At 36.7% G+C, this 20,176-nt stretch carries 14 protein-coding genes and 1 tRNA gene; 12 read left to right on the top strand and 3 right to left on the bottom strand.

Going from position 1 to position 20,176, the window contains the following annotated elements; all coding sequences use genetic code 11:
• The first annotated feature begins 1 nt into the window (after window position 1).
• The 4 genes from AC13DP_RS14185 (at window position 2) to AC13DP_RS14170 (ending at window position 7,507) form a co-directional block, all read left to right on the top strand.
• Complete coding sequence (locus AC13DP_RS14185) at window positions 2-1,432, top strand: 2-oxo acid dehydrogenase subunit E2 (RefSeq protein WP_272957025.1); 1,431 nt, start codon at window positions 2-4, stop codon at window positions 1,430-1,432.
• A 101-nt stretch (window positions 1,433-1,533) separates the two neighbouring features.
• The gene (gene lpdA / locus AC13DP_RS14180) at window positions 1,534-2,949 is read left to right on the top strand and encodes a dihydrolipoyl dehydrogenase (RefSeq protein WP_272957026.1); all 1,416 of its coding nucleotides are present in this window, start codon (window positions 1,534-1,536) and stop codon (window positions 2,947-2,949) included.
• Between the two features lie 135 nt (window positions 2,950-3,084).
• Window positions 3,085-4,302, top strand: coding sequence for a DNA polymerase IV (gene dinB, locus AC13DP_RS14175; RefSeq protein WP_272957027.1), 1,218 nt, complete (start codon window positions 3,085-3,087; stop codon window positions 4,300-4,302).
• 235 nt (window positions 4,303-4,537) lie between these two features.
• The gene (locus AC13DP_RS14170) at window positions 4,538-7,507 is read left to right on the top strand and encodes a DNA polymerase III subunit alpha (protein WP_272957028.1); all 2,970 of its coding nucleotides are present in this window, start codon (window positions 4,538-4,540) and stop codon (window positions 7,505-7,507) included.
• Window positions 7,508-7,622: 115 nt separating this feature from the next.
• On the opposite strand, the gene AC13DP_RS14165 is transcribed toward AC13DP_RS14170, so the two are convergent.
• Window positions 7,623-7,695: transfer RNA gene (locus AC13DP_RS14165), tRNA-Phe, on the bottom strand.
• A 105-nt stretch (window positions 7,696-7,800) separates the two neighbouring features.
• Here AC13DP_RS14165 and AC13DP_RS14160 point away from each other — a divergent pair.
• The 7 genes from AC13DP_RS14160 to AC13DP_RS14130 all read left to right on the top strand — a co-directional run bounded on the left by AC13DP_RS14160 (window position 7,801) and on the right by AC13DP_RS14130 (window position 15,411).
• A complete protein-coding gene (locus tag AC13DP_RS14160) occupies window positions 7,801-8,535 on the top strand; it encodes a type III pantothenate kinase (protein ID WP_228249567.1) in 735 nt (244 codons plus the stop codon).
• On the top strand, window positions 8,532-9,773 hold the full coding sequence (bamG, locus tag AC13DP_RS14155) for a BamG family beta-barrel-assembly machinery protein (RefSeq protein ID WP_272956799.1): 1,242 nt from the start codon (window positions 8,532-8,534) through the stop codon (window positions 9,771-9,773). The genes AC13DP_RS14160 and bamG overlap by 4 nt, the downstream gene beginning before the upstream one ends.
• Before the next feature lie 17 nt (window positions 9,774-9,790).
• Window positions 9,791-11,152 carry a hypothetical protein gene (locus AC13DP_RS14150; protein ID WP_228249565.1) on the top strand — a complete coding sequence of 454 codons (1,362 nt, stop codon included), beginning with the start codon at window positions 9,791-9,793 and terminating at the stop codon, window positions 11,150-11,152.
• Between the two features lies 1 nt (window position 11,153).
• Window positions 11,154-11,720: an LPS export ABC transporter periplasmic protein LptC gene (gene lptC / locus AC13DP_RS14145; protein WP_041578628.1), complete on the top strand. Its 567-nt coding sequence runs from the start codon at window positions 11,154-11,156 to the stop codon at window positions 11,718-11,720.
• Window positions 11,717-11,917 (top strand): hypothetical protein, encoded by a 201-nt coding sequence (locus AC13DP_RS14140; protein WP_041578629.1) that lies wholly within the window; start codon window positions 11,717-11,719, stop codon window positions 11,915-11,917. Before lptC ends, AC13DP_RS14140 begins: the two co-directional genes overlap by 4 nt.
• Complete coding sequence (locus AC13DP_RS14135; protein WP_228249564.1) at window positions 11,917-13,206, top strand: hemolysin family protein; 1,290 nt, start codon at window positions 11,917-11,919, stop codon at window positions 13,204-13,206. The genes AC13DP_RS14140 and AC13DP_RS14135 overlap by 1 nt, the downstream gene beginning before the upstream one ends.
• Before the next feature lie 96 nt (window positions 13,207-13,302).
• Window positions 13,303-15,411, top strand: coding sequence for a peptidylprolyl isomerase (locus AC13DP_RS14130; RefSeq protein ID WP_483067988.1), 2,109 nt, complete (start codon window positions 13,303-13,305; stop codon window positions 15,409-15,411).
• A 157-nt stretch (window positions 15,412-15,568) separates the two neighbouring features.
• Here the strand turns inward: AC13DP_RS14130 and AC13DP_RS14125 are convergent, their stop codons facing one another.
• Complete coding sequence (locus AC13DP_RS14125) at window positions 15,569-16,492, bottom strand: GYDIA family GHMP kinase (protein ID WP_483067987.1); 924 nt, start codon at window positions 16,490-16,492, stop codon at window positions 15,569-15,571.
• Window positions 16,489-17,805 carry a hydroxymethylglutaryl-CoA reductase, degradative gene (locus tag AC13DP_RS14120; RefSeq protein WP_013070154.1) on the bottom strand — a complete coding sequence of 439 codons (1,317 nt, stop codon included), beginning with the start codon at window positions 17,803-17,805 and terminating at the stop codon, window positions 16,489-16,491. Before AC13DP_RS14120 ends, AC13DP_RS14125 begins: the two co-directional genes overlap by 4 nt.
• Before the next feature lie 189 nt (window positions 17,806-17,994).
• On the opposite strand from AC13DP_RS14120, the gene AC13DP_RS14115 reads away from it, so the two are divergent.
• Complete coding sequence (locus AC13DP_RS14115) at window positions 17,995-20,166, top strand: S9 family peptidase (protein ID WP_228249561.1); 2,172 nt, start codon at window positions 17,995-17,997, stop codon at window positions 20,164-20,166.
• Window positions 20,167-20,176: the final 10 nt, after the last annotated feature.

The following is a 20,176-nucleotide window of genomic DNA, read 5'->3' as shown; positions in this document are numbered from 1 at the left end:
AATGGCTAAAGAAATTAAAGTTCCGCAAATAGGTGACGGAGTAGAATCTGCAACAGTTTCTGAGGTATTAGTTGCTGAAGGTGATAAAATCGAAAAAGATCAGAGTGTTATTGCTGTAGAAAGTGATAAAGCTTCAGTAGAAGTTCCAAGTTCGGCCGCGGGGACTATAAAAGAAATAAAGATCAGTGAAGGTGATGAGGTTGAAGTTGGTCAAGTCATCATTCTTTTGGAAGAATCTGATGATGATGAAACTGATGAAGATAACGGGGAAGCTTCAGAAGAAGAGAAGGAAAAAGAAAATACTTCCGAAGAAGAAAATGAAGAGGAAGATGAAGATTCTGAAGAAAAACAGTCTGGAAAGAAAAAGAAAAAAATAAAAGAAGAAAATCCGGAAGATAACGACGAAGAGCCTGAGGAAGATGATGCGGATGAAAATCAGGATGACAAAAAATCATCTAAAAAGGATGAACCTGAGGCTGGCAAAACTTCTGAAGAAAAAGAAAATAAGAAGTCTGGAAAATCTTCTTCAGGAGAGTCATCTACCGGAGCCGGAATTCAAGCTTCGCCAGGTACTCGTCGCTTAGCAAGAGAACTCGGTGTAGATCTTACTGAACTGGCAGAAGAGATTTCGGGGAGAGTTTCAGAAAAAGACGTCAAAGAATTTGCTAAAAAAGATAGTCCGAAATCAACAAGATCAGCCAGTATTTCTTTACCTGATTTTGAAAAATGGGGCAGTGTGGAGCGTAAGCCATTAAATAATATTCGAAAAGCGACGGCCAAAAATGTGACTGCTTCCTGGCAATCGGTTCCGCATGTTTTCCAGTTTGATGAAGCCGATATTACTGATATTCAGCAATATTTAGAGACGAATCAGGATAAAGCCGAAAAAGCCGGTGGGAAATTAACGATTACCGCCTTATTGACTAAAATCGTTGCGAGTGCATTAGTTCGATTTCCAAAGTTTAACGCCAGTATAGATATGGAAAACGAAGAGATGATTCTGAAGAATTATGTGAATATCGGGATTGCAGTAGCTACAGAAAAAGGACTTTTAGTGCCAGTTATTAAAGATGCCGATAAGAAAAGTATTATAGAAATTGCTACGGAATTAACCAATATCGCTGAAAAAGCCAGGGATGGAAAATTAAGCAAGGAAGATATGGAAGGGGCTAATTTCTCTATTTCTAATCTTGGCGGGATTGGAGGTACTAATTTTACACCGATCGTTCCTGCATCCCAAGTGGCTATTTTGGGAATTTCACGTTCGGCTAAAAAACCGGTGTATGTCGATGATGAATTTAAGCCAAGAGAAATCTTACCATTAAGCTTATCCTACGATCATCGTTTAATCGATGGCGCCGATGGCGCCGCGTTTATAAATTGGATCACACAGGCGCTGGAAGATCCTTACAAAGCTTTGCTTGGGGCGTAATTAGCTCTTTATGAGCTAAGCTTAACAGTTTAGAAAAGTAATTTTATTTTCTAAATAACCTTTGCAATATTTAAATCTCGATTATCGAGTAAAAAGAAATTATGGCAAATAGCAAGAAAGAGAAAAAAGAATTGGTTATAATCGGTGCAGGTCCGGGCGGTTATGCAGCGGCTTTTAGAGCAGCTGATTTGGGAATCAAAACCACTTTAATCGATCCGGAAGCTAATCCTGGTGGTGTTTGTTTATATCGCGGTTGTATTCCTTCTAAAGCCTTGTTACATGTGGCGAAGGTGAAAAAGGAGGCATTAGAATTAGCGAATTTTGGAGTACGTTTTGGCGAACCTGAAATCGATGTCAAGAAAATTGGTGAATGGAAAGATGAGGTTGTAAAAAAACTAACCAGCGGTTTAGGGCAGCTTAGTAAAGCCAGAAAAGTGGAGTTTATCCAGGGGAAAGCTTTTTTTAAAGATGAACAAACTTTGGAGATTAAAAAGAATTCAGGAGATTCATACGAACTGGAGTTCGAAAATGTGATTATTGCTACCGGATCCACGCCAACCGAGTTGCCAAATATCGAGGTAGATCATCAATTGATCTGGAATTCTAAAGATGCACTGGATATTAAAGAAATCCCTAAAAAGTTACTGGTGATTGGTGGTGGCTATATTGGTTTGGAACTTGGTAGTGTGTATGCTAATTTAGGGAGTGAAGTTTCTGTTGCTGAAATGACCTCTGGATTTTTGCCAGGTGCTGATCGTGATCTGGTAAAGGTTTTTGAAAAAGAACACCCGTTTAAAAACCTGTATTTTGATACTAAAGTCGAAAAAGTAAACGCTAAAAAGAAGAAAGTAGAAGTAGTATTGAAGTCGGGCGACAAAGAGCAGAAAAAGAAATTCGATAAAGTATTGGTGGCTATCGGGCGAAAACCAAATGTTAAAGCTAGTAAACCGCAAAATGCCGGAGTAGAAATCGGGCAAGACGGTTTTATAAAAGTCTTTAGCAATCGTAAAACTTCAGCAAATAATATCTACGCTATTGGTGATATAACGGGACAGCCCATGCTTGCGCATAAAGCCTCGCATGAAGGTCGAGTTGCAGCAGAAGTGATTAAAGGAGAGAAAGGATCTGCTTACGACGCAAAAGTAATTCCTGCCATTGTATTTACCGATCCAGAAATTGCCTGGTGTGGCCTTACAGAAGAAGAACTAAAGTCATCTAATATCGATGCGAAAGTGGTAAAATTTCCATGGTCGGCGTCAGGAAGAGCTAAGGCGTTGGGTACCGATAATGGGCTTACAAAATTAATTGTAGATAAAGAATCTGAAATTATTCTGGGAGGTGGTGTTGCCGGTAAAAATGCCGGAAGTTTGATTCCTGAAATTGCCTTAGCAATAGAAATGGGGACCACGGCAAGGGACTTGTCGCTTACCATACATCCACATCCAACGCTTTCTGAAACTATTATGGAAAGTGCCGAATTATTTTACGGTAGTCCAACCCATATTGTTGATAAATAAATTTAATTGAAAAGGTCGCTATTCATAGACACTTATAGAAAATGAATGATCTAAAGCGGGATTTTAACGTTCTCGCTTTATTTATTTTTATAATTTTGGAATAAATCCATTAAATAGGATTAAATCCAAAATTATATGATTTTGAAGTCAGTGTTACATCTTGATTTGGATTCTTTTTTTGTTTCGGTAGAACGAAAGCATCATTCAGAATTAAAGAATAAACCGGTGATTGTTGGGGGAATGGGGGATCGTGGCGTGGTAGCTTCGTGTAGTTATGAAACCCGAAAATTTGGTGTTCGATCGGGAATGCCAATGAAAATTGCCAGAAGGCTTTGCCCGCATGCAGTTTATATAAAAGGGAATGCCAGTATTTATACCAAAGAATCACACCTGGTAACCGAGATTATTAAAAATCAGGTGCCGTTATTTGAGAAAGCTAGCGTGGACGAGTTTTATGCTGATCTTACCGGAATGGATCGTTTTTTTGGGATCGAACGATTTGCTAAAGAGCTTAGGGAAGGTATCATCAAAGAGAGTGGTTTACCAATTTCTGTAGGGTTATCGCAAAATAAAGTAGTTTCTAAAATCGCCACGGGCGAAGTGAAACCCGATGCGATGAGTGTTATTAGGCTTGGAGAAGAAAAACAATTTTTGGCGCCACTTGATGTAAATAAAATTCCGATGATTGGCAATAAAACCTTTCAACTACTTATGGGGCTTGGGGTGTATAAGGTGAAAACACTACAGGAAATGCCAGTGGAAGTTTTAGAAGGGGTGTTGGGTAAAAACGGACGTACCATTTGGAAACGGGCTCAGGGTATTGATCATACTCCTATTATTCCGTTTCATGATCGTAAATCGATTTCGAATGAACGCACTTTTCATCGGGATACTACAGATGTTACCCGCTTGCATGCCACTTTGGTGGCAATGACCGAGAGTTTAGCGTTTCAGTTACGAAGAGGGAATAAACTAACCTCGAATATCAGTGTAAAAATAAGATACTCAGATTTTCAAACCAGTACCCTTCAGGTAAAAATTCCTTATACCAGTGCCGATCATATTTTAATACCAAAGGCAGAAGAACTTTTTAAAAAGCTATATAATCGACGGGTTTTGATTCGGCTTATCGGAGTGAAGCTAAGCGGACTTGTAGGTGGGCATTACCAAATTAATTTGTTTGATGATAGTGAAAAGATGCTGAGCCTATATCATTCTTTAGACCGAATTAAAGACAAATATGGCGAGCGTAGTGTGGTAAGGGCAGTGAGTATGGGTGCAAAAACTATTGGAAGAATGCGTAATCCTTTTGATGGAGAGCCTCCAATCGTCCTGGCACATCGAAATCAATAAATAGCTCCCAGCGGTGGAGTTTATATCGAAAATTAAAAATAACTGCAATAAGCTTTGATATAGATATCAATAATGAATTCGAGAAGTATTCCTTCAACTAGAGAATAGAGTTTAGTTGAAGAGGGAGTTATTCGAAAAACTAAAAAGGTATTATTAGCTCAATCTTTAATCAAAGCAAGTTGAAAGTGGTTAGCTAAAAGCTAAAAAAATAAACTGGAATATAGAAGGGAGGATTATGTATTTAAATTGTCATTCTTATTTTTCGCTGAGGTATGGCACTTTTTCTGAAAATGAGTTGCTGAAATTAGCAGAGTCGAATAAAGCTACCTATGTGGCTCTTACCGATATTAATAATACTTCGGCTTGTTTAAGTTTTTTAAAACAGGCAAAGAATTTCTCCATAAAACCGTTGGTGGGCATAGATTTTCGTAATGGTGTGGAGCAGCAGTATGTGGTGATTGCTAAAAACAGAAACGGATTTAGGGAGATGAATCAGCATCTCTCTAGTCATTTACATGCTAAAATAAATTTTGATAAAAATGCACCAATATTAGAAGGTTGCTATATAATTTATCCTTTTAAAAAAGTACTGGAAACTAACAAAACTGAATTCATGGAAAATGAATTTATAGGAGTTTCAGTGCGAGATTTAAATAAACTGAAATTTTCAGGCTACAAAAATTATACTTCAAAATTAGTGGTTCTACAATCGGTTTCTTTCCGAAGTAAAAGAGACTTTAACGCACATAGATTATTGCGGGCCATTGATAATAATACATTGTTGAGTAAACTTGCGGTAGAAGAACAAGGGAATCCTGAAGATAAAATGCTTTCTAAAGAAGAGGTAAGCGAAGTTTTTAAAGAATTTCCTGAAATTTTATCGAACACTAAAGCGCTTGCTGATGGTTGTGAAGTAGAATTCACTTTTAGTAAAAAACAAAACAACAATTTATCGAGCATCGATGAGGCGAAAGCAGATGAGCTTAAGTTGCGAAAAATGTGTTATGATAATATTGAAAATCGATATCCGGAAGCCGATGAAGAAGTGTATGCCAGATTAGATAAAGAGCTTACAGCTATTATAAAACTGGGCTTTGTTTCTTACTTTTTGATTAATCATGAAATTGTACAATACGCCCGTAGTAAAGATTATCCTGTTATTGGGCGTGGTAGTGGTGCGAATTCTATTGTAGCTTATATCATTGGGATTACTAATGTGGATCCTATAGAGTTGGATCTTTATTTTGAACGTTTTATTAATGAAAATAGAAGTTCTCCGCCAGATTTTGATATCGATTTTTCCTGGAGAGATCGTGAGGATGTAACTCGTTTTATTTTTAATCGCTTTGATCATGTAGCCTTAATGGGGACCTATGTAACTTTTAAACGTCGTGCCGTAATTAGGGAATTAGGGAAGGTTTTTGGACTTCCTAAGGCTGAAATTGATAAACTTTCATTAGGGCGATTCGAACGCTCGAGCTTAGATAAAATGGAACTTTTAGTACTAAATTATGGGAATTTAATTGCGGGATTTCCTAACTATTTAAGTGTACACTCAGGGGGTATTTTGATCCTTAATGATGATATTTTTAATTACGGTGCTACTTTTTTACCGCCTAAAAACTTTCAGACGATCCAAATCGACATGAATATTGCAGAAGAAGTTGGGATTCATAAATTCGATATTCTGGCGCAGCGGGGACTATCTAAAATAACAGATACTTTAGAGTTGATTCGGCAAAATCAACCTGATGCTTTTATTGAAGATATCGATAATATTCCAAAATTTAAAAAAGATCCGGCAATCAACAATCTGCTTAAAATGGGTGATTGTATGGGAGTTTTTTATGTAGAGTCGCCGGCAATGCGTGGTTTGCTTACCAAGTTGCAGACAGATAATTATATGAATCTTGTAGCTGCGAGCTCTATTATAAGGCCCGGGATTTCCAGCGGTGGGATGAAAGAGGAATATATTAAGCGACATCGGGATCCTAAACGACGAGATCAGGGACATCCGGTAATGTTGGAAATTATGGGCGATACCTATGGGATTATGGTATATCAGGAAGATGTGATGAAGGTAGCACATCATTTTGCCGGACTTAGTTTTGATGATGCCGATGTGTTGCGAAGGGGGATGAGTGGAAAGAAAACTTCAAAAGGGCAGATGGAAAAAATTGAAGCGCAATTTCGTAGTAATTGTAAAGAAAGAGGGTATACACAACAAATCACCGATGAGGTTTGGGAACAAATCTCATCGTTTGCCGGCTATGCATTTCCAAAAGGGCATTCGGCCTCTTATGCCGTAGAAAGTTACCAGAGTTTATATCTTAAAAAATACTTTCCTTTAGAGTTTATGGTAGCAGTGCTTAATAACGGGGGCGGATTTTATTCGGTTGAAACTTATATTCAGGAAATAAAAAAATGTGGTGGTAATGTGCTGGCACCCTGTATTAATCATAGCGATCATCCTAATACGATACTAGGGAAAAATATCTACCTGGGTTTTGGATACATCAAAGAGCTAGAAACAAAAACCATACAGCAGATTTTAGAAAATCGCCAGTTTTTTGGATACTATAAAAGCCTGGACGATTTTATTGATAGGGTGGAAATTTCTATAGAACAACTTCGAATATTACTGAAGGTGGGGGCGTTTCGATTTACTGGAAAAGATAAACATCAGTTATTATGGGAAGCTTATTTCAGAAAAATAAAATCAAAGAAAAACAGCAATCAGCCGGGACTGTTTAAGATTCAGCACAAAGAATATGTATTGCCAGAATTTCAATATTCAGCTTTGATAGACGCTTACGATCAGATAGAGCTTTTAGGCTTTCCTCTTTGCAATTATTTTGAGTTGTTGCAGGATCCTGTATATGATTATACAAGAGTAGATGAGCTTAAGAATTTCGTAGGGAAAAAAGTAAGCATCTACGGGAAGTTAATTTGTACAAAAAAAACAACAACTTCTGGAGGTAAAGAAATGTGTTTTGCTACATTTTATGATATAGACTACAATATTTTTGATACGGTTCAATTCCCAGACAAGGTAGCTAAATATCCATTGTATAATAAGGGGATTTATCGATGTGTAGGGAAAGTTGTTAATGAATTCAATTATATTTCTATTGAGGCTGAAGCTATAGAGTTTCAAAAAATTAAGGTGGATCCCAGATTTATAACAACCCCATTTAAGGTATAAAAGGATCAATGGATCAATCTTAAAAGGGATCATTTAGGCTTGATCCCAACTTATTTCAGGACGGGACATTTTTTAAAAAGAAAAAGCCCACTAAAATTAGCGGGCTTTTTAAAGGTGGTGCCTCCAGGAATCGAACCAGGGACACAAGGATTTTCAGTCCTTTGCTCTACCAACTGAGCTAAGGCACCAGTTGCTTTTTGAAAGCGGTTGCAAATATAAATTCAATTTTAGGAACTCACAAGCCTTTTTTTAAAAAAATGCTTTTGTAACTTCGCATTTTATAAAATCAGGCTATGAATCTTGTTATTGATCTTGGGAATACTTTTGCGAAAATTGCTGTTTTTCAAAATCATAGGGTTTTGGAAAGCTTTAAATTTCTGAAGTCGGAAAAAAATAAAAAAATTGAAAAAATTTTTCAAAAATATCCCCACATTGAGTTCTCGATACTTTCCAGTGTGTTGAAAGATGATAATTCATTAAAAAAAATACTTCAAAAGCATTCTGTTTTATATTATTTAGATCATCAAATAAAACTGCCTTTTGAAAATAAATACAGTTCTCCCGAGACATTGGGTAAAGATCGGATAGCCCTTGCAGCGGCAGCAGTATATGCCTATCCAAAGCAAAATTGCCTAGTGATCGACGCAGGAACCTGTGTGACTTATGATATTGTTAATAGTGAATCTGAATATTTAGGAGGAGGGATTTCTCCTGGTTTGCAAATGAGATTTCAGGCCGTACATAAGTTTACCGAAAAATTACCGTTAATACAATCAGATAGTAACCATCTAAAATTGATAGGGAACTCTACAAAAGAAAGTTTAAGAAGTGGTATTTATTTTGGTTTTGCCGCAGAAATTGATGGAATGATTAGCCGTTATTATTCAGAATTTAAAGATTTAACAGTTATTTTGACGGGTGGTGATCTTCTATTTTTGTCAAAGCGACTAAAAAATAGCATATTTGCGAACTCAAATTTTCTTTTAGAGGGTTTAAACTACATTTTAGAATATAATAAAACTCAATGATTAAACGATTTATAGTAATCGTAGCTTTATTTTCTGCGTTTTGGGCGAAAGCTCAGGAAAACACTTCTTCGCCGTATTCTTATTACGGCGTAGGGATCACCAATTTTAAAGGAACTGTGGAAAACAGGTCCATGGGAGGTCTTAGTACATTTTCGGATAGTATTCATATGAACCTTACAAATCCTGCAGGATATGGTAAGCTGGCCAGGACCACTTATGCCGTAGGGGCAAGTGTAGAGTCTACAAAGCAAGAAACTCAGGGAGCAGAAGATCGAACCAAAAATGTTTCTTTAGATTATTTAGGATTAGGTGTTCCTGTTGGGCGTTTTGGTTTTGGTGTGGGATTAATCCCATATTCTTCAGTTGGATATCGAATTTATGATATTGAAGAAAATGGAGCCAGCAGGTTAAGAGGCCGTGGAGGAATGAATAAAGTATTTCTTTCTGCAGCATACGCCATAAGCAGGGATTTAAGTGTTGGAGTAAATGCAGATTACAATTTTGGAAATATTCAGCATAGAAGAACGGTTGTAAGAGAAGGTATACAATATGGTACCCGGGATATAGATCGCTCTGATATATCAGGTTTCAATTTCAATTTTGGATTAGACTATCAAACAAAATTGAAAAATGGATTAAAATTACATGCTTCTGCTGTTTATACACCTGAGGCTGATATAACATCAGAGAGTTATAGAGAGATTGGGAATGTACTATTTACCGCAAATGGGGAAAACATATTTAATGTGAAGACTTTTGATATGGAGTCTCAAGATATAACATTACCATCAAAAGCAACATTTGGTTTAGGGATTGGTAGACCAAATAAATGGTTTTTAGGAGGAGAATATTCCGCATTTGGAAGTATACCGGAAATCTCGGTTTTTAATACTCCGGTGAATGACGTAGAATATAATGATGGTAACGCATATCGATTGGGAGGTTATATTGTACCAGAATATAGCTCACTTACAAGTTATTTTAAACGTGTTGTTTATCGCTTTGGAGGACGTTTCGAAGAAACTGGGTTGCAGCTTAATGGAGAGTCTATTGATGAGTTTGGCATATCTTTTGGATTAGGATTACCGATTGGAGGAGATTTCTCTAATCTTAATCTGGGTCTGGAGTATGGACAGCGCGGTACAACTAACTCAGGTTTAATACAAGAGAATTTTTTTAAATTATCAATTGGTTTATCTTTGAATGACCAATGGTTTGTAAAGAGAAAGTTTAATTAACCATAATAAACAACAAGATGAAAGCGAGATTTATAGTTTTATTATCGGCGGTAATGCTAGGTTCTGGAGCATTTGCACAGGATTGTACGACTACTGCTGCTTTAGCTTATGACGATGCTAAGGCGAAGAATTATGATGCGGCATACGAGCCGTTAATGAAAGTAAAAGAAGAATGCCCAGATTATAGTTTGGCTACCTTCCAGTATTTAGCTATGGTGCTTAATTATAAAATAGACAAAGCTACTGGAGATGAAAAAGCAAAATATATCGATGAGTTAATCGATGTGTATATGGGAAGATTAGAGCACTACCCAGAAAAAACTAAGAAGGGTGACATTTATAGTGATATAGCATTATTAAAGTTCGACAATAAAGTTGGAACTACAGAAGATAGATTCAACGCATTTGATAAGGCTTACACTGAAGATAAAGATAATTTTACCAGCCCTAAAGGTCTTTATGCATACTTCGACTTAATGGTGAATATGCAGGATGCCGGGGATCGTGAGTTACAGGATGTTTTCGATATCTATGATCGAGTAATGGCGAAAATAGAAGAAGAAGAAATTAGCGAAGCAGATCGTCTTCAACCACTTATTGAAAAACAGGATGCTGGTGAAGATTTAACTTCTAAAGAAGCAAAAACTGCAAAAATTGCTGAGCAAAGATTAACCAATTTTAATGCGGTGAAAAATGCATTAAATGCAAAATTAGGTGCCCGTGCAGATTGTGATAATCTTGTGCCACTTTATGAAAAAGACTTTGAAGCTAAAAAAGGAGATGTTTCATGGTTAAGAAATGCGAATGCGCGTCTATCTGCTAAAGATTGTGAAGATCCATTATTCTTTAAAATTTCTGAAGCGCTTCACCAATTAGAGCCTTCAGCAGCTTCTGCCTATTCTTTGGGACAGTTAGCTGAAGCTGATGGGGATAGATCTAAAGCTTTAGAGTATTATAATGAGGCTGCAGAACTTGAAGAAGATCCTGCAGATAAAGCTAAGATCTATTATAGAATTGCTCAGAACTATAAGTCTTCAGGAAGTTTTTCTCAGGCAAGAAGTTTCTACAAAAAAGCAATTCAGGCTAAGCCATCTTACGGTAGAGCGTATTTGAATATTGCAGATATGTATGCTGATAGTGCTAATAACTGTGGAGAAACTGCTTTCGATAAAAGAGCGGTGTACTGGTTAGCTGCAGAGTATGTAGCAAAAGCGGGTAGAGTAGACCCATCTCTTTCTAATCATGCTAATGCAACAGTTGCGGCTTATAATGGTCGTGCCCCACAAAAAGCTGATGTATTCCAGGAAGGGAAAAAAGCAGGAGATGCTATCCAAATTGGTTGTTGGATAGGCGAAACTGTGCGTATCCCTCAATTATAATATGAAAATCACATATCGTGAAATAATACAAGGCATTGTCACGCTTATTGGCGTGACAATGCTTTTTTCATGTGAGGGTAATTTAAATGAAGTAAGGGCCCTTCAAAATCCTGCAGATGCACCGGCAGGAATTGCTAATGGTATCCTTTTAAAATATACAGATTCTGGTCGTGTAGTGGCGACCCTGCAAAGTGAGAAAATGTTCGATTTTACAAATAAAGATTTTCCTTTTCGGGAATTTCCAGAAGGGGTCTATATCGAGTTTTTTGATGAAGATGATCAAAAGAGTACGGTCACAGCAGATTACGGGATTGTATATGATGGTACCGGTTTAGTAGATCTGCGTGGTAACGTAGTGATCTTTACTGCAGATAGTACCCGGTTAGAAGGCGATCAGCTTTATTGGGATCAAAATCAAAGTTGGGTGTTTACCGATCGTGAAAATCAAATTAAGTTTCCCGATGGTTCTTTTAATGAAGGAATGGGTTTTGATTCCAATCAAAATTTCGATAAATTCAACTTTAGAACCAATAGTGGGATTCAAAACATAGAGGAGTCAGAAAAATGACAAAATATTTCAGGTATTTCGAGTATGCATATTTAATCATGGGAGGTTTCTTTATTTTTGAAACTTTTGCCATTTGGGATACCGAGCGCAATAGAGCGTATATTTTTATATTCCTGGCCGCAATGGCCATTTTTATGTTTTTCTTCAAAAGAAATTTTAGGAGAAAGCTTGAAAAGAGACAAAAAAATAAGAAATAATGAGTGCAGAGGCCATCATCATTATTTTTTCATTACTACTTTCCGCATTTTTTTCGGGTATGGAGATTGCCTATGTCTCCTCGAATAAAATCTATATTGAAATAGAGAAGCTTCAGAATGATTTTTTGGCTAAAGTTTTAAAGCGCCTTACTAAAAAGCCCTCCAAGTTTATCGCTGCCATGCTTGTAGGAAATAATATCGCCCTTGTGGTGTATGGTTTTTATATGGGCGATTTAATTATGGCCTGGCTTAATGAAATTCAGCCTTTACATAGCGCCATTTTAAATTATCTGGTGACCGATTTAAGTTTGTTTACCCAAACAGTATTATCTACACTGCTTATTCTGGTTACGGCAGAATTTCTTCCGAAGGTCTTTTTTCAGATTTATGCCAATACCATGTTGAAGTTTTTTGCAGTACCGGCATATCTTTTTTATCTGTTGTTCAGCTTTATTTCTTCATTTGTGATCTGGATATCAGATATGATCTTAAAACGTTTCTTTAAAACCGATGGAGATGAAGTCCAACTTGCATTTAGCAAAATAGAACTGGGGAATTTTATTAGTGAACAGATGGAAACGGTAGAAGAGGAGGATGAAGTGGATTCTGAAATTCAGATTTTTCAAAATGCATTGCAGTTTTCGGATATCAAGGCCCGTGAGGTTATGATTCCCCGAACCGAAATCATTGCGGTAAATCAGGATCAGGAACCGGGAGATTTGGTAAAAACCTTTACGGAAACCGGTCTTTCAAAAATTTTAATCTATAACGATACCATTGATGATATTATAGGTTATGTGCATTCTTTTGAGCTGTTTAAAAAACCGGCATCTGTAAATTCAATCCTGTTACCTGTAATTTTTGTTCCAGAAACGATGTGGGTAAAAGATGTACTTAATGTTTTAATTAAGAAACGTAAAAGTATTGCAGTGGTTATTGATGAATATGGAGGTACCAGTGGTATGATGACCATAGAAGATATCGTGGAAGAACTTTTTGGCGAAATAGAAGATGAGCACGATTCACCCATTTTGGTGGATGAGAAGATAAGTGACGAACATTTTAAATTTTCGGCACGTGTTGAAGTAGATTATATCAATGAAACCTATCGTTTAAATATTCCTACCGGCGAAAACTATGAAACTTTGGGAGGTTTTATCGTGAATCATACCGAGGAAATTCCCCACCAAAACGAAGTGGTTCGTATAGATCAATTCGAGTTTACTATCCTGGATGTTTCTAATACAAAAATCGATCTTGTAGAGCTTAAAATCAAGTCTGAAGATTAAAGCGTTAAAAAGTTAATATTTTGCTAATCATAAGTTTTATTATTAGCCTAAAAACACTATTTTCGCCCACTATATTTTGATAAATTATATCCAAAAATGGCAGTATTAAATAAAATCAGACAACGTTCTGTTTTCTTAATTTTAATTATTGCATTGGCATTATTTTCGTTTGTTCTTGCCGATGTGATTAGAAGTGGTGGTTTTAGTGGTAAAGATAACTCTATAGCTACCGTGAATGGAGAGGAAATTAGTAGGGAAGAATTTGCCCGTCAGGTAGAAGCATATCAACAAAATATGCGTGGCAACATATCTACCACACAGGCTGTAAATCGTGTTTGGGATCAGGAATTAAACCAAATTATTGTTGAAGAGCAGGTAGAAAAGCTTGGGATAAGAGCCGAGCAAGCTCAGGTTAGACAAATGATGAGAGCCCAAATGTCTCAAAATCCCCAATTTACTAATGAAGCCGGGATGTTCGATGAAAATCGAGTAAAAGAATATGTGGCGAGTTTAAAACAAACTTCACCGCAGATGTATCAGCAATGGTTAAGCTATGAAGAAGGACTTGCAGAATCTGCTGCCCAGAATATTTATGCCAATATGATTCGTGCTGGTGTTGGGGCAACGTTAACCGAAGGTAAACAAGCATACCAATTGCAAAATAATACCATGGATCTTCGTTATGTTCAGATTCCTTTTTCTTCAATTCCGGATGACGAAGTTGAAGTTTCTAAGTCTGAAATTAAAGAGTACGTAGATAATCATAAAGCTAAATTTGAAACTGAGGCAGCTCGTAATATTCAATATGTTATTTTTAATGAAGAGCCTTCAGTAGAAGATAAAGAAGAATCTAAAAATTTTTTGAGTGCTCTTTTAGAAGATAGAGTAGAGTATAACTCGGTTTCTAAAACGAATGATACTATTGCAGGATTTAATACGACTTCAGACGATCAGGAGTTTGTAAACTCTAATTCAGATTTACAACAACCGGTAACCTTCAAATTTAAAAATCAACTGCCAAAAGAATTTGCCGATGATTTATTTAATCTTGAAAAAGGCGAAGTTTATGGCCCATACGAAGAAAACGGATACTGGAAGTTAAGTAAGTTGGTAGAGACGAAAGAGATTCCAGATTCTATAAAGGCAAGCCATATTTTGTTAGGATTCCAGGGAGCTCAGGCTGGTGGTACCCGAACAGAATCTGCGGCGAAGCAATTAGCAGATAGTTTAGCCGGAGTGATAAAAGCAGACAAATCGAAAATGGCCGCATTGGCAACCGAATTTTCAGATGATCCTTCTGCTGCGCAAAATTCTGGTGATCTTGGTTATTTTAGACCGGGAATGATGGTACCTACTTTTGATGATTTTGTTTTAAATAACAATGAAGGAACGGTAGGGGTCGTAGAAACCGATTTTGGTTACCACGTAATTTATATCGAAGAACAAACCGATAGAGAGAAAGCAGTTAAAATCGCTACGGTAGCCAGAGAGATTGACGCTACTGAAGGAACAAGAAATAAACTTTTTAACGAGGTTACTAAATTTGAAATAGCTGCAGGTGAAGGTGATTTTACCGAAGAGGCTAAAGCTGCAGATTATAGAATCCGTACCGTACGTGATGTGAAAGCTCTAGACGAAAATATTCCCGGGGTAGGTCAGCAGCGTAGAGTGGTACAGTGGGCTTTTGAGGATGATGCGAAAGTAGGAGATGTAAAACGTTTTGAAACTCCAACAGGATATATTATAGCGCAAATAACTGCTAAGAAGAATAAAGGGCTAATGAGTCCTGAAGATGCTTCAGCCGAAGTTATTCCAATTCTTACAAAGCAGAAAAAAGCTGAAATTATTAAAGAAAAGATATCTGGAACTACCGTAGATCAGGTTGCAGAAAATCAAAATAAGATTGTTCAAACTGCAAACGCAGTAAACTTAAGTTCTCCAACACTTGCCGGAGCCGGTAGCGAACCAGAAGTTGTAGGAGCTGTTTACGCATTGGGAGTTGGTGAAACAAGTAAACCAATCGTAGGTGATAAAGGGGTTTATGTGGTGGAATTAGTAAGTAAGAGTGAAGCTCCAGAGTTGGATTCTTATAAGCCATTTGCACAGCAGGAAACTAGCAGTCGTCGCCAAATGGCAAATAGCAGAGCTTTTGAGGCTTTAAAAGCTAAAGCCGAAATTGAAGATAAAAGAGCTAAATTCTACTAGGATTTAGTATAGTCATAAAAAAAGCCACTCAAACGAGTGGCTTTTTTTATGACTATACTTTCTAGATAATCGCGATTAAATTTTCTGGTGGCTATAGTGATTGTGATACTTCGAAATGAAAAATTATTTTAAAAAAAAATGAAGTAAGCTAACTTGATTACAAAATCATTTCCCGGTAAGGGATCACCACTTCAAATCCTTTTTCTTTAAAATAAGGAGTGGGGTCTTTTTTACCGGTTACCATTATAAAATCACCGCCCCATGCACCAAGACTTTTAATGCTTCCATTATAATCAGGAAAAGTTTTGGTTTTTACTTTAGGTAGGTTTAATGCTTTCGAAATTACGTTTTCGTGGATGTTTATCAATAATTCAAATTCAGCTAATTGATCACATTTAATGAGCTGTTGAGTTATATTGGATACTTTTTCAATTAAAATTTGTCGGTCATCCACGGCATTTGTTCTGTAGTGCGCTATACCTTCTCTACTGTTTTGTTTCTGGTTTAGATAAACAAAGTAAATATGATCTGAAAAAACCGGATCAAAACCTGCTTTTAAGGATACTTGAGTATCGTTTTTACGTTCGTAGGTTATAGGACTATGGGCTTGGGCACAAGCAATATCGTAACCACTTCCTCCAAAAGTTTTATTCAATAAAATATAAGGGTTAATTTTTAGCCACTGTGAGATGTTATTGATTAAAGTGGAAGAAGTGCCTAATCCCCATTTCCGCTTAAATTCTAAGGCTGTTTGGATATTAAAACCCTTAGCAAAGAGGTCTTGCCCTGATAATTGTTCAGCAGCATTTAAAATTTGAATACAGCGTTTTGATATTGTAGCATCGTCAGCTGAATTTTTATGATGGAAAGTCGACTTTATTCCTGTAGAATCTTTCTTAAATTGATCCTGAAACCAGACTTCACCATGTTCATCTTTACTGATCCAGTTGATGATTCCCAGATTATTTTCTTCAACATTCAAAGACTGCCCTTTTTTTGTGGGAAGACATAAGGCCTGTGCGCCATCTAAAACGGCATATTCTGCTGTAATTAAAAGTTTGCCGGGACTGTAAAATCTCATTGTCTAAGTTTTTCAAGTTGCACAGCAACATCGCTATGCGACACAATATTGGTTTTATAATATTCGATTAATTTTTCTTTTTCATCCAAAGTTGCATGATGCTGATTAAGAATATTCATTAAATGCATTTTCATATGCCCTTTTTGGATACCGGTGGTGATCAGTGATTTTATGGCTGCGAAATTTTGAGCTAATCCGGCAACGGCCACAATTTCCATTAATTTTCTGGCATTAGGATGGCCAAGCACTTCTATGGCCAGTTTTACTAATGGATGAAGGCTGGTTAGGCCGCCAACAGTACCCAGAGCTAAAGGAACTTCTATCCAAAATTTAAAAATTCCGTTCTCAACTCTGGCGTGCGTTAAGCTGGAGTATTGTCCATCTTTCGCCGCATAGGCATGCACGCCCGCCTCTATGGCTCTAAAATCATTTCCTGTAGCAAGCACGACAGCGTCTATTCCATTCATGATTCCCTTATTATGGGTAACAGCTCTAAAAGGTTCGGTTTCGGCAATTTTAACCGCTCTTAAAAATTTTTGAGCGAATTGTTCGCCGCTTAAATTGGGTTCATCAGAGAGATCATCAAGTGGGCAGCAAACTTCAGCTCTAACCACACACTCAGGAACATAATTAGATAGAATACTCATAACAACTTCTATATGACGCTCTTTCTCATTAAAGCCTTCCCAAACCGCGACTTCCTTTTCAAGAACTTCGGCAAACTTTTCAAGGCAACTATTTATAAAATTAGCGCCCATGCTATCTACGGTTTCGAAACTACAATGTAATTGATAGTAATTGTCTATTTCAGTAGTACGGTCCCTCAGTTCGATACTTTTAATTCCGCCGCCACGCTTTTCCATATTTTTGGTAATAGGTATAGCCGCGGCTCTAAGTTTAGGTTCTAAATGATTAAAAAACAGTTCTAATTTTTCTTCGCTTCCCTCGTAAATAAAGTGTACCTGTCCAACTTTTACGGTGTCGATAACCTCAGTCTTAAATCCACCTCGGCTTCTCCAAAATTTAGCCGCTTTGCTGGCTGCGGCGATAACAGAGCTTTCTTCAATAGCCATTGGAATCGCAAAAAGCTCGTCGTTGATTAAAAAATTAGGTGCTATACCAAAAGGTAAATAGTAATTAGATATCGTATTTTCGGTAAATTCCTCGTGTAATTGTTGTAGCTTTTCGTTTTTGTTCCAATACTGTTTTAAAATATCTACAGCTTTAGGATCGTCATTCAGATAGGTTTTTGTTAACCAGTTAATCTTTTCTTCCTTTGTTAGCTTTGAAAAGCCAGAAATTGGTTCCTTCATGAAATTTTATAAATAGTTTCAATGCAAAGATACGATTGTTATTGAGTTGCGCTAAGACATTAAATTTAAAGCCAAGTTTGGTTTGTTTGAAAACATCATTAACAAATTGTTAGTATTTAACACGGCGTGGGCCTGCTTTTTCATCAAAATTTAGTAAACTTGGCCTGCAATAAAATTTTTAAAAATTTAATGAGGTTCTCAAAAATTTTAGTTCTGCTTATGATGATGGCAGCTTCTGTTGCGACTTCCCAGAAAAAGAATATCACGCTTGAAGAAATATGGAGCGGAAAATTTAGTCAGCAACACTTACAATCCCTACAATCCCTTAATAATGGCGTCGAATATGTGGTGTTAGATCACGATCCGGATTCCGGGAATTCCAGTGTCGATGTTTATAGTTATAAAACAGGTAAGAAAACCAGAACCTTGGTAGATACTAAAAACCTGGAAGGATTAAAGAGTTTCCAGAATTTCAGTTTAAGCCAGGATGAGAGCAAAATGCTATTGGCTACGGATCCACAACCTATTTATCGAAGATCTTCGAAGTCGATCTTCTATATTTTCGATATAAATTCTAAAAAACTTACAAAACTTAGTGATAAGAAAATTCAGGAGCCCACATTTTCTCCTGATAATTCTAAGATTGCTTACGTTTTTAATAACAATATCTATGTTTATGATGTTGTAGAGAATAGTGAGAAGCAAATTACCAAAGATGGTAAAATCAATAGTATTATTAATGGCGTAACCGATTGGGTTTATGAAGAAGAACTTGGTTTTGTAAAAGCATTTGAGTGGAATAATAAAGGAGATAGAATCGCTTTTTTAAGGTTTGATGAATCTAAAGTTCCGGAGTTTTCTATGGATATCTTTGGAAGTGACTTATATCCAAACCACCAGGTTTTTAAATATCCAAAGGCCGGTGAAGCAAACTCTGATGTTTCCCTGCATATGTATGATGTAGCAACTGAAGCCACGCAGGAAATTGATCTTGGTGATTATTCCGATTTTTATATTCCAAGAATTAAATGGACCAATAAAGATTACATCTTGAGTGCCCAGGTGCTAAACAGGCACCAGGATCAATTAGATTTGATTTTTGTAAATGCGGAGGATCATAGTACTAAAGTTGTGCTTACTGAAAAAGACGAGGCTTATGTAGATGTGACTGATAATCTAACCTTTTTGGAGGACAACAGTTTTATCTGGACAAGCGAACGTGACGGTTATAATCATATCTATTTATATGCTGAAAACGGAAAACTTAAAAATCAGGTAACCAAGGGAAATTGGGAAGTCACTAATTACTATGGTTATGATAAAAAAAGCAATCGCTTATTCTATCAAAGCACAGAAAACGGAAGTGTAAACCGTGATGTCTATTCGATAAAAACAAATGGAAAAGGCAAGAAACGGCTGACCGAAAAAACGGGAACAAATAATGCCGATTTCAGTACGGATTTTACTTATTTTATAAATGCGTTTACCAATGTAGAAACCCCGATGCAGTATACCTTGCATTTAGCTAAAAACGGAAAACTGGTACGGGAAATTAAGAATAATGATGAGCTATTGGAACTTGAAAAACCTTATCATTTCTCGCCTAAAGAATTATCTACACTTCCGGTAAATGGCAACGAGTTGAATATGTGGATCATCAAGCCTTCGGATTTTGATGAATCTAAAAAATATCCGCTATTGATGTTTCAATATTCCGGCCCGGGATCACAATCGGTTTCTAATTCTTATTTCAATACAAATGATTATTGGTATCAATTACTAGCCAATCAGGGATACATTATTGCTTGCGTCGACGGTAGAGGAACTGGTTTTAAAGGAGCCGAATTTAAAAAAGTAACTCAAAATGAACTTGGTAAATATGAGTTAGAAGATCAAATAGCGGCAGCAAAAAAACTTGGCGAACTTGATTATATAGACGCTGACCGGATCGGGATTTGGGGGTGGAGCTTTGGAGGTTTTATGGCCTCTAATGCAATTTTAAAGGGTAATGACATTTTTACTATGGCCATTGCCGTAGCCCCGGTAACAAGTTGGAGGTTCTATGATACGATATATACCGAGCGTTTTATGACCACACCGCAGGAGAATGCTTCTGGTTATGATGAAAACTCGCCAATTAATCATGTAGATAAATTAAAAGGTGATTTTTTAATTGTACATGGCGGAGGGGATGATAATGTGCACCTGCAAAATACCATGCGAATGGTAGAGGCCCTTATCCAGGCTAATAAACAATTTGATTGGGCAATTTATCCCGATAAAAATCATGGTATCTTTGGCGGAAATACTAGATTACACCTGTATACCAAAATGACAAACTTTATTAAAGAACATCTTTAAAAATCTATCA

Source organism: Zunongwangia sp. L-65 (assembly GCF_056859415.1).
This window is presented reverse-complemented; position numbering and strand designations above follow the sequence as displayed.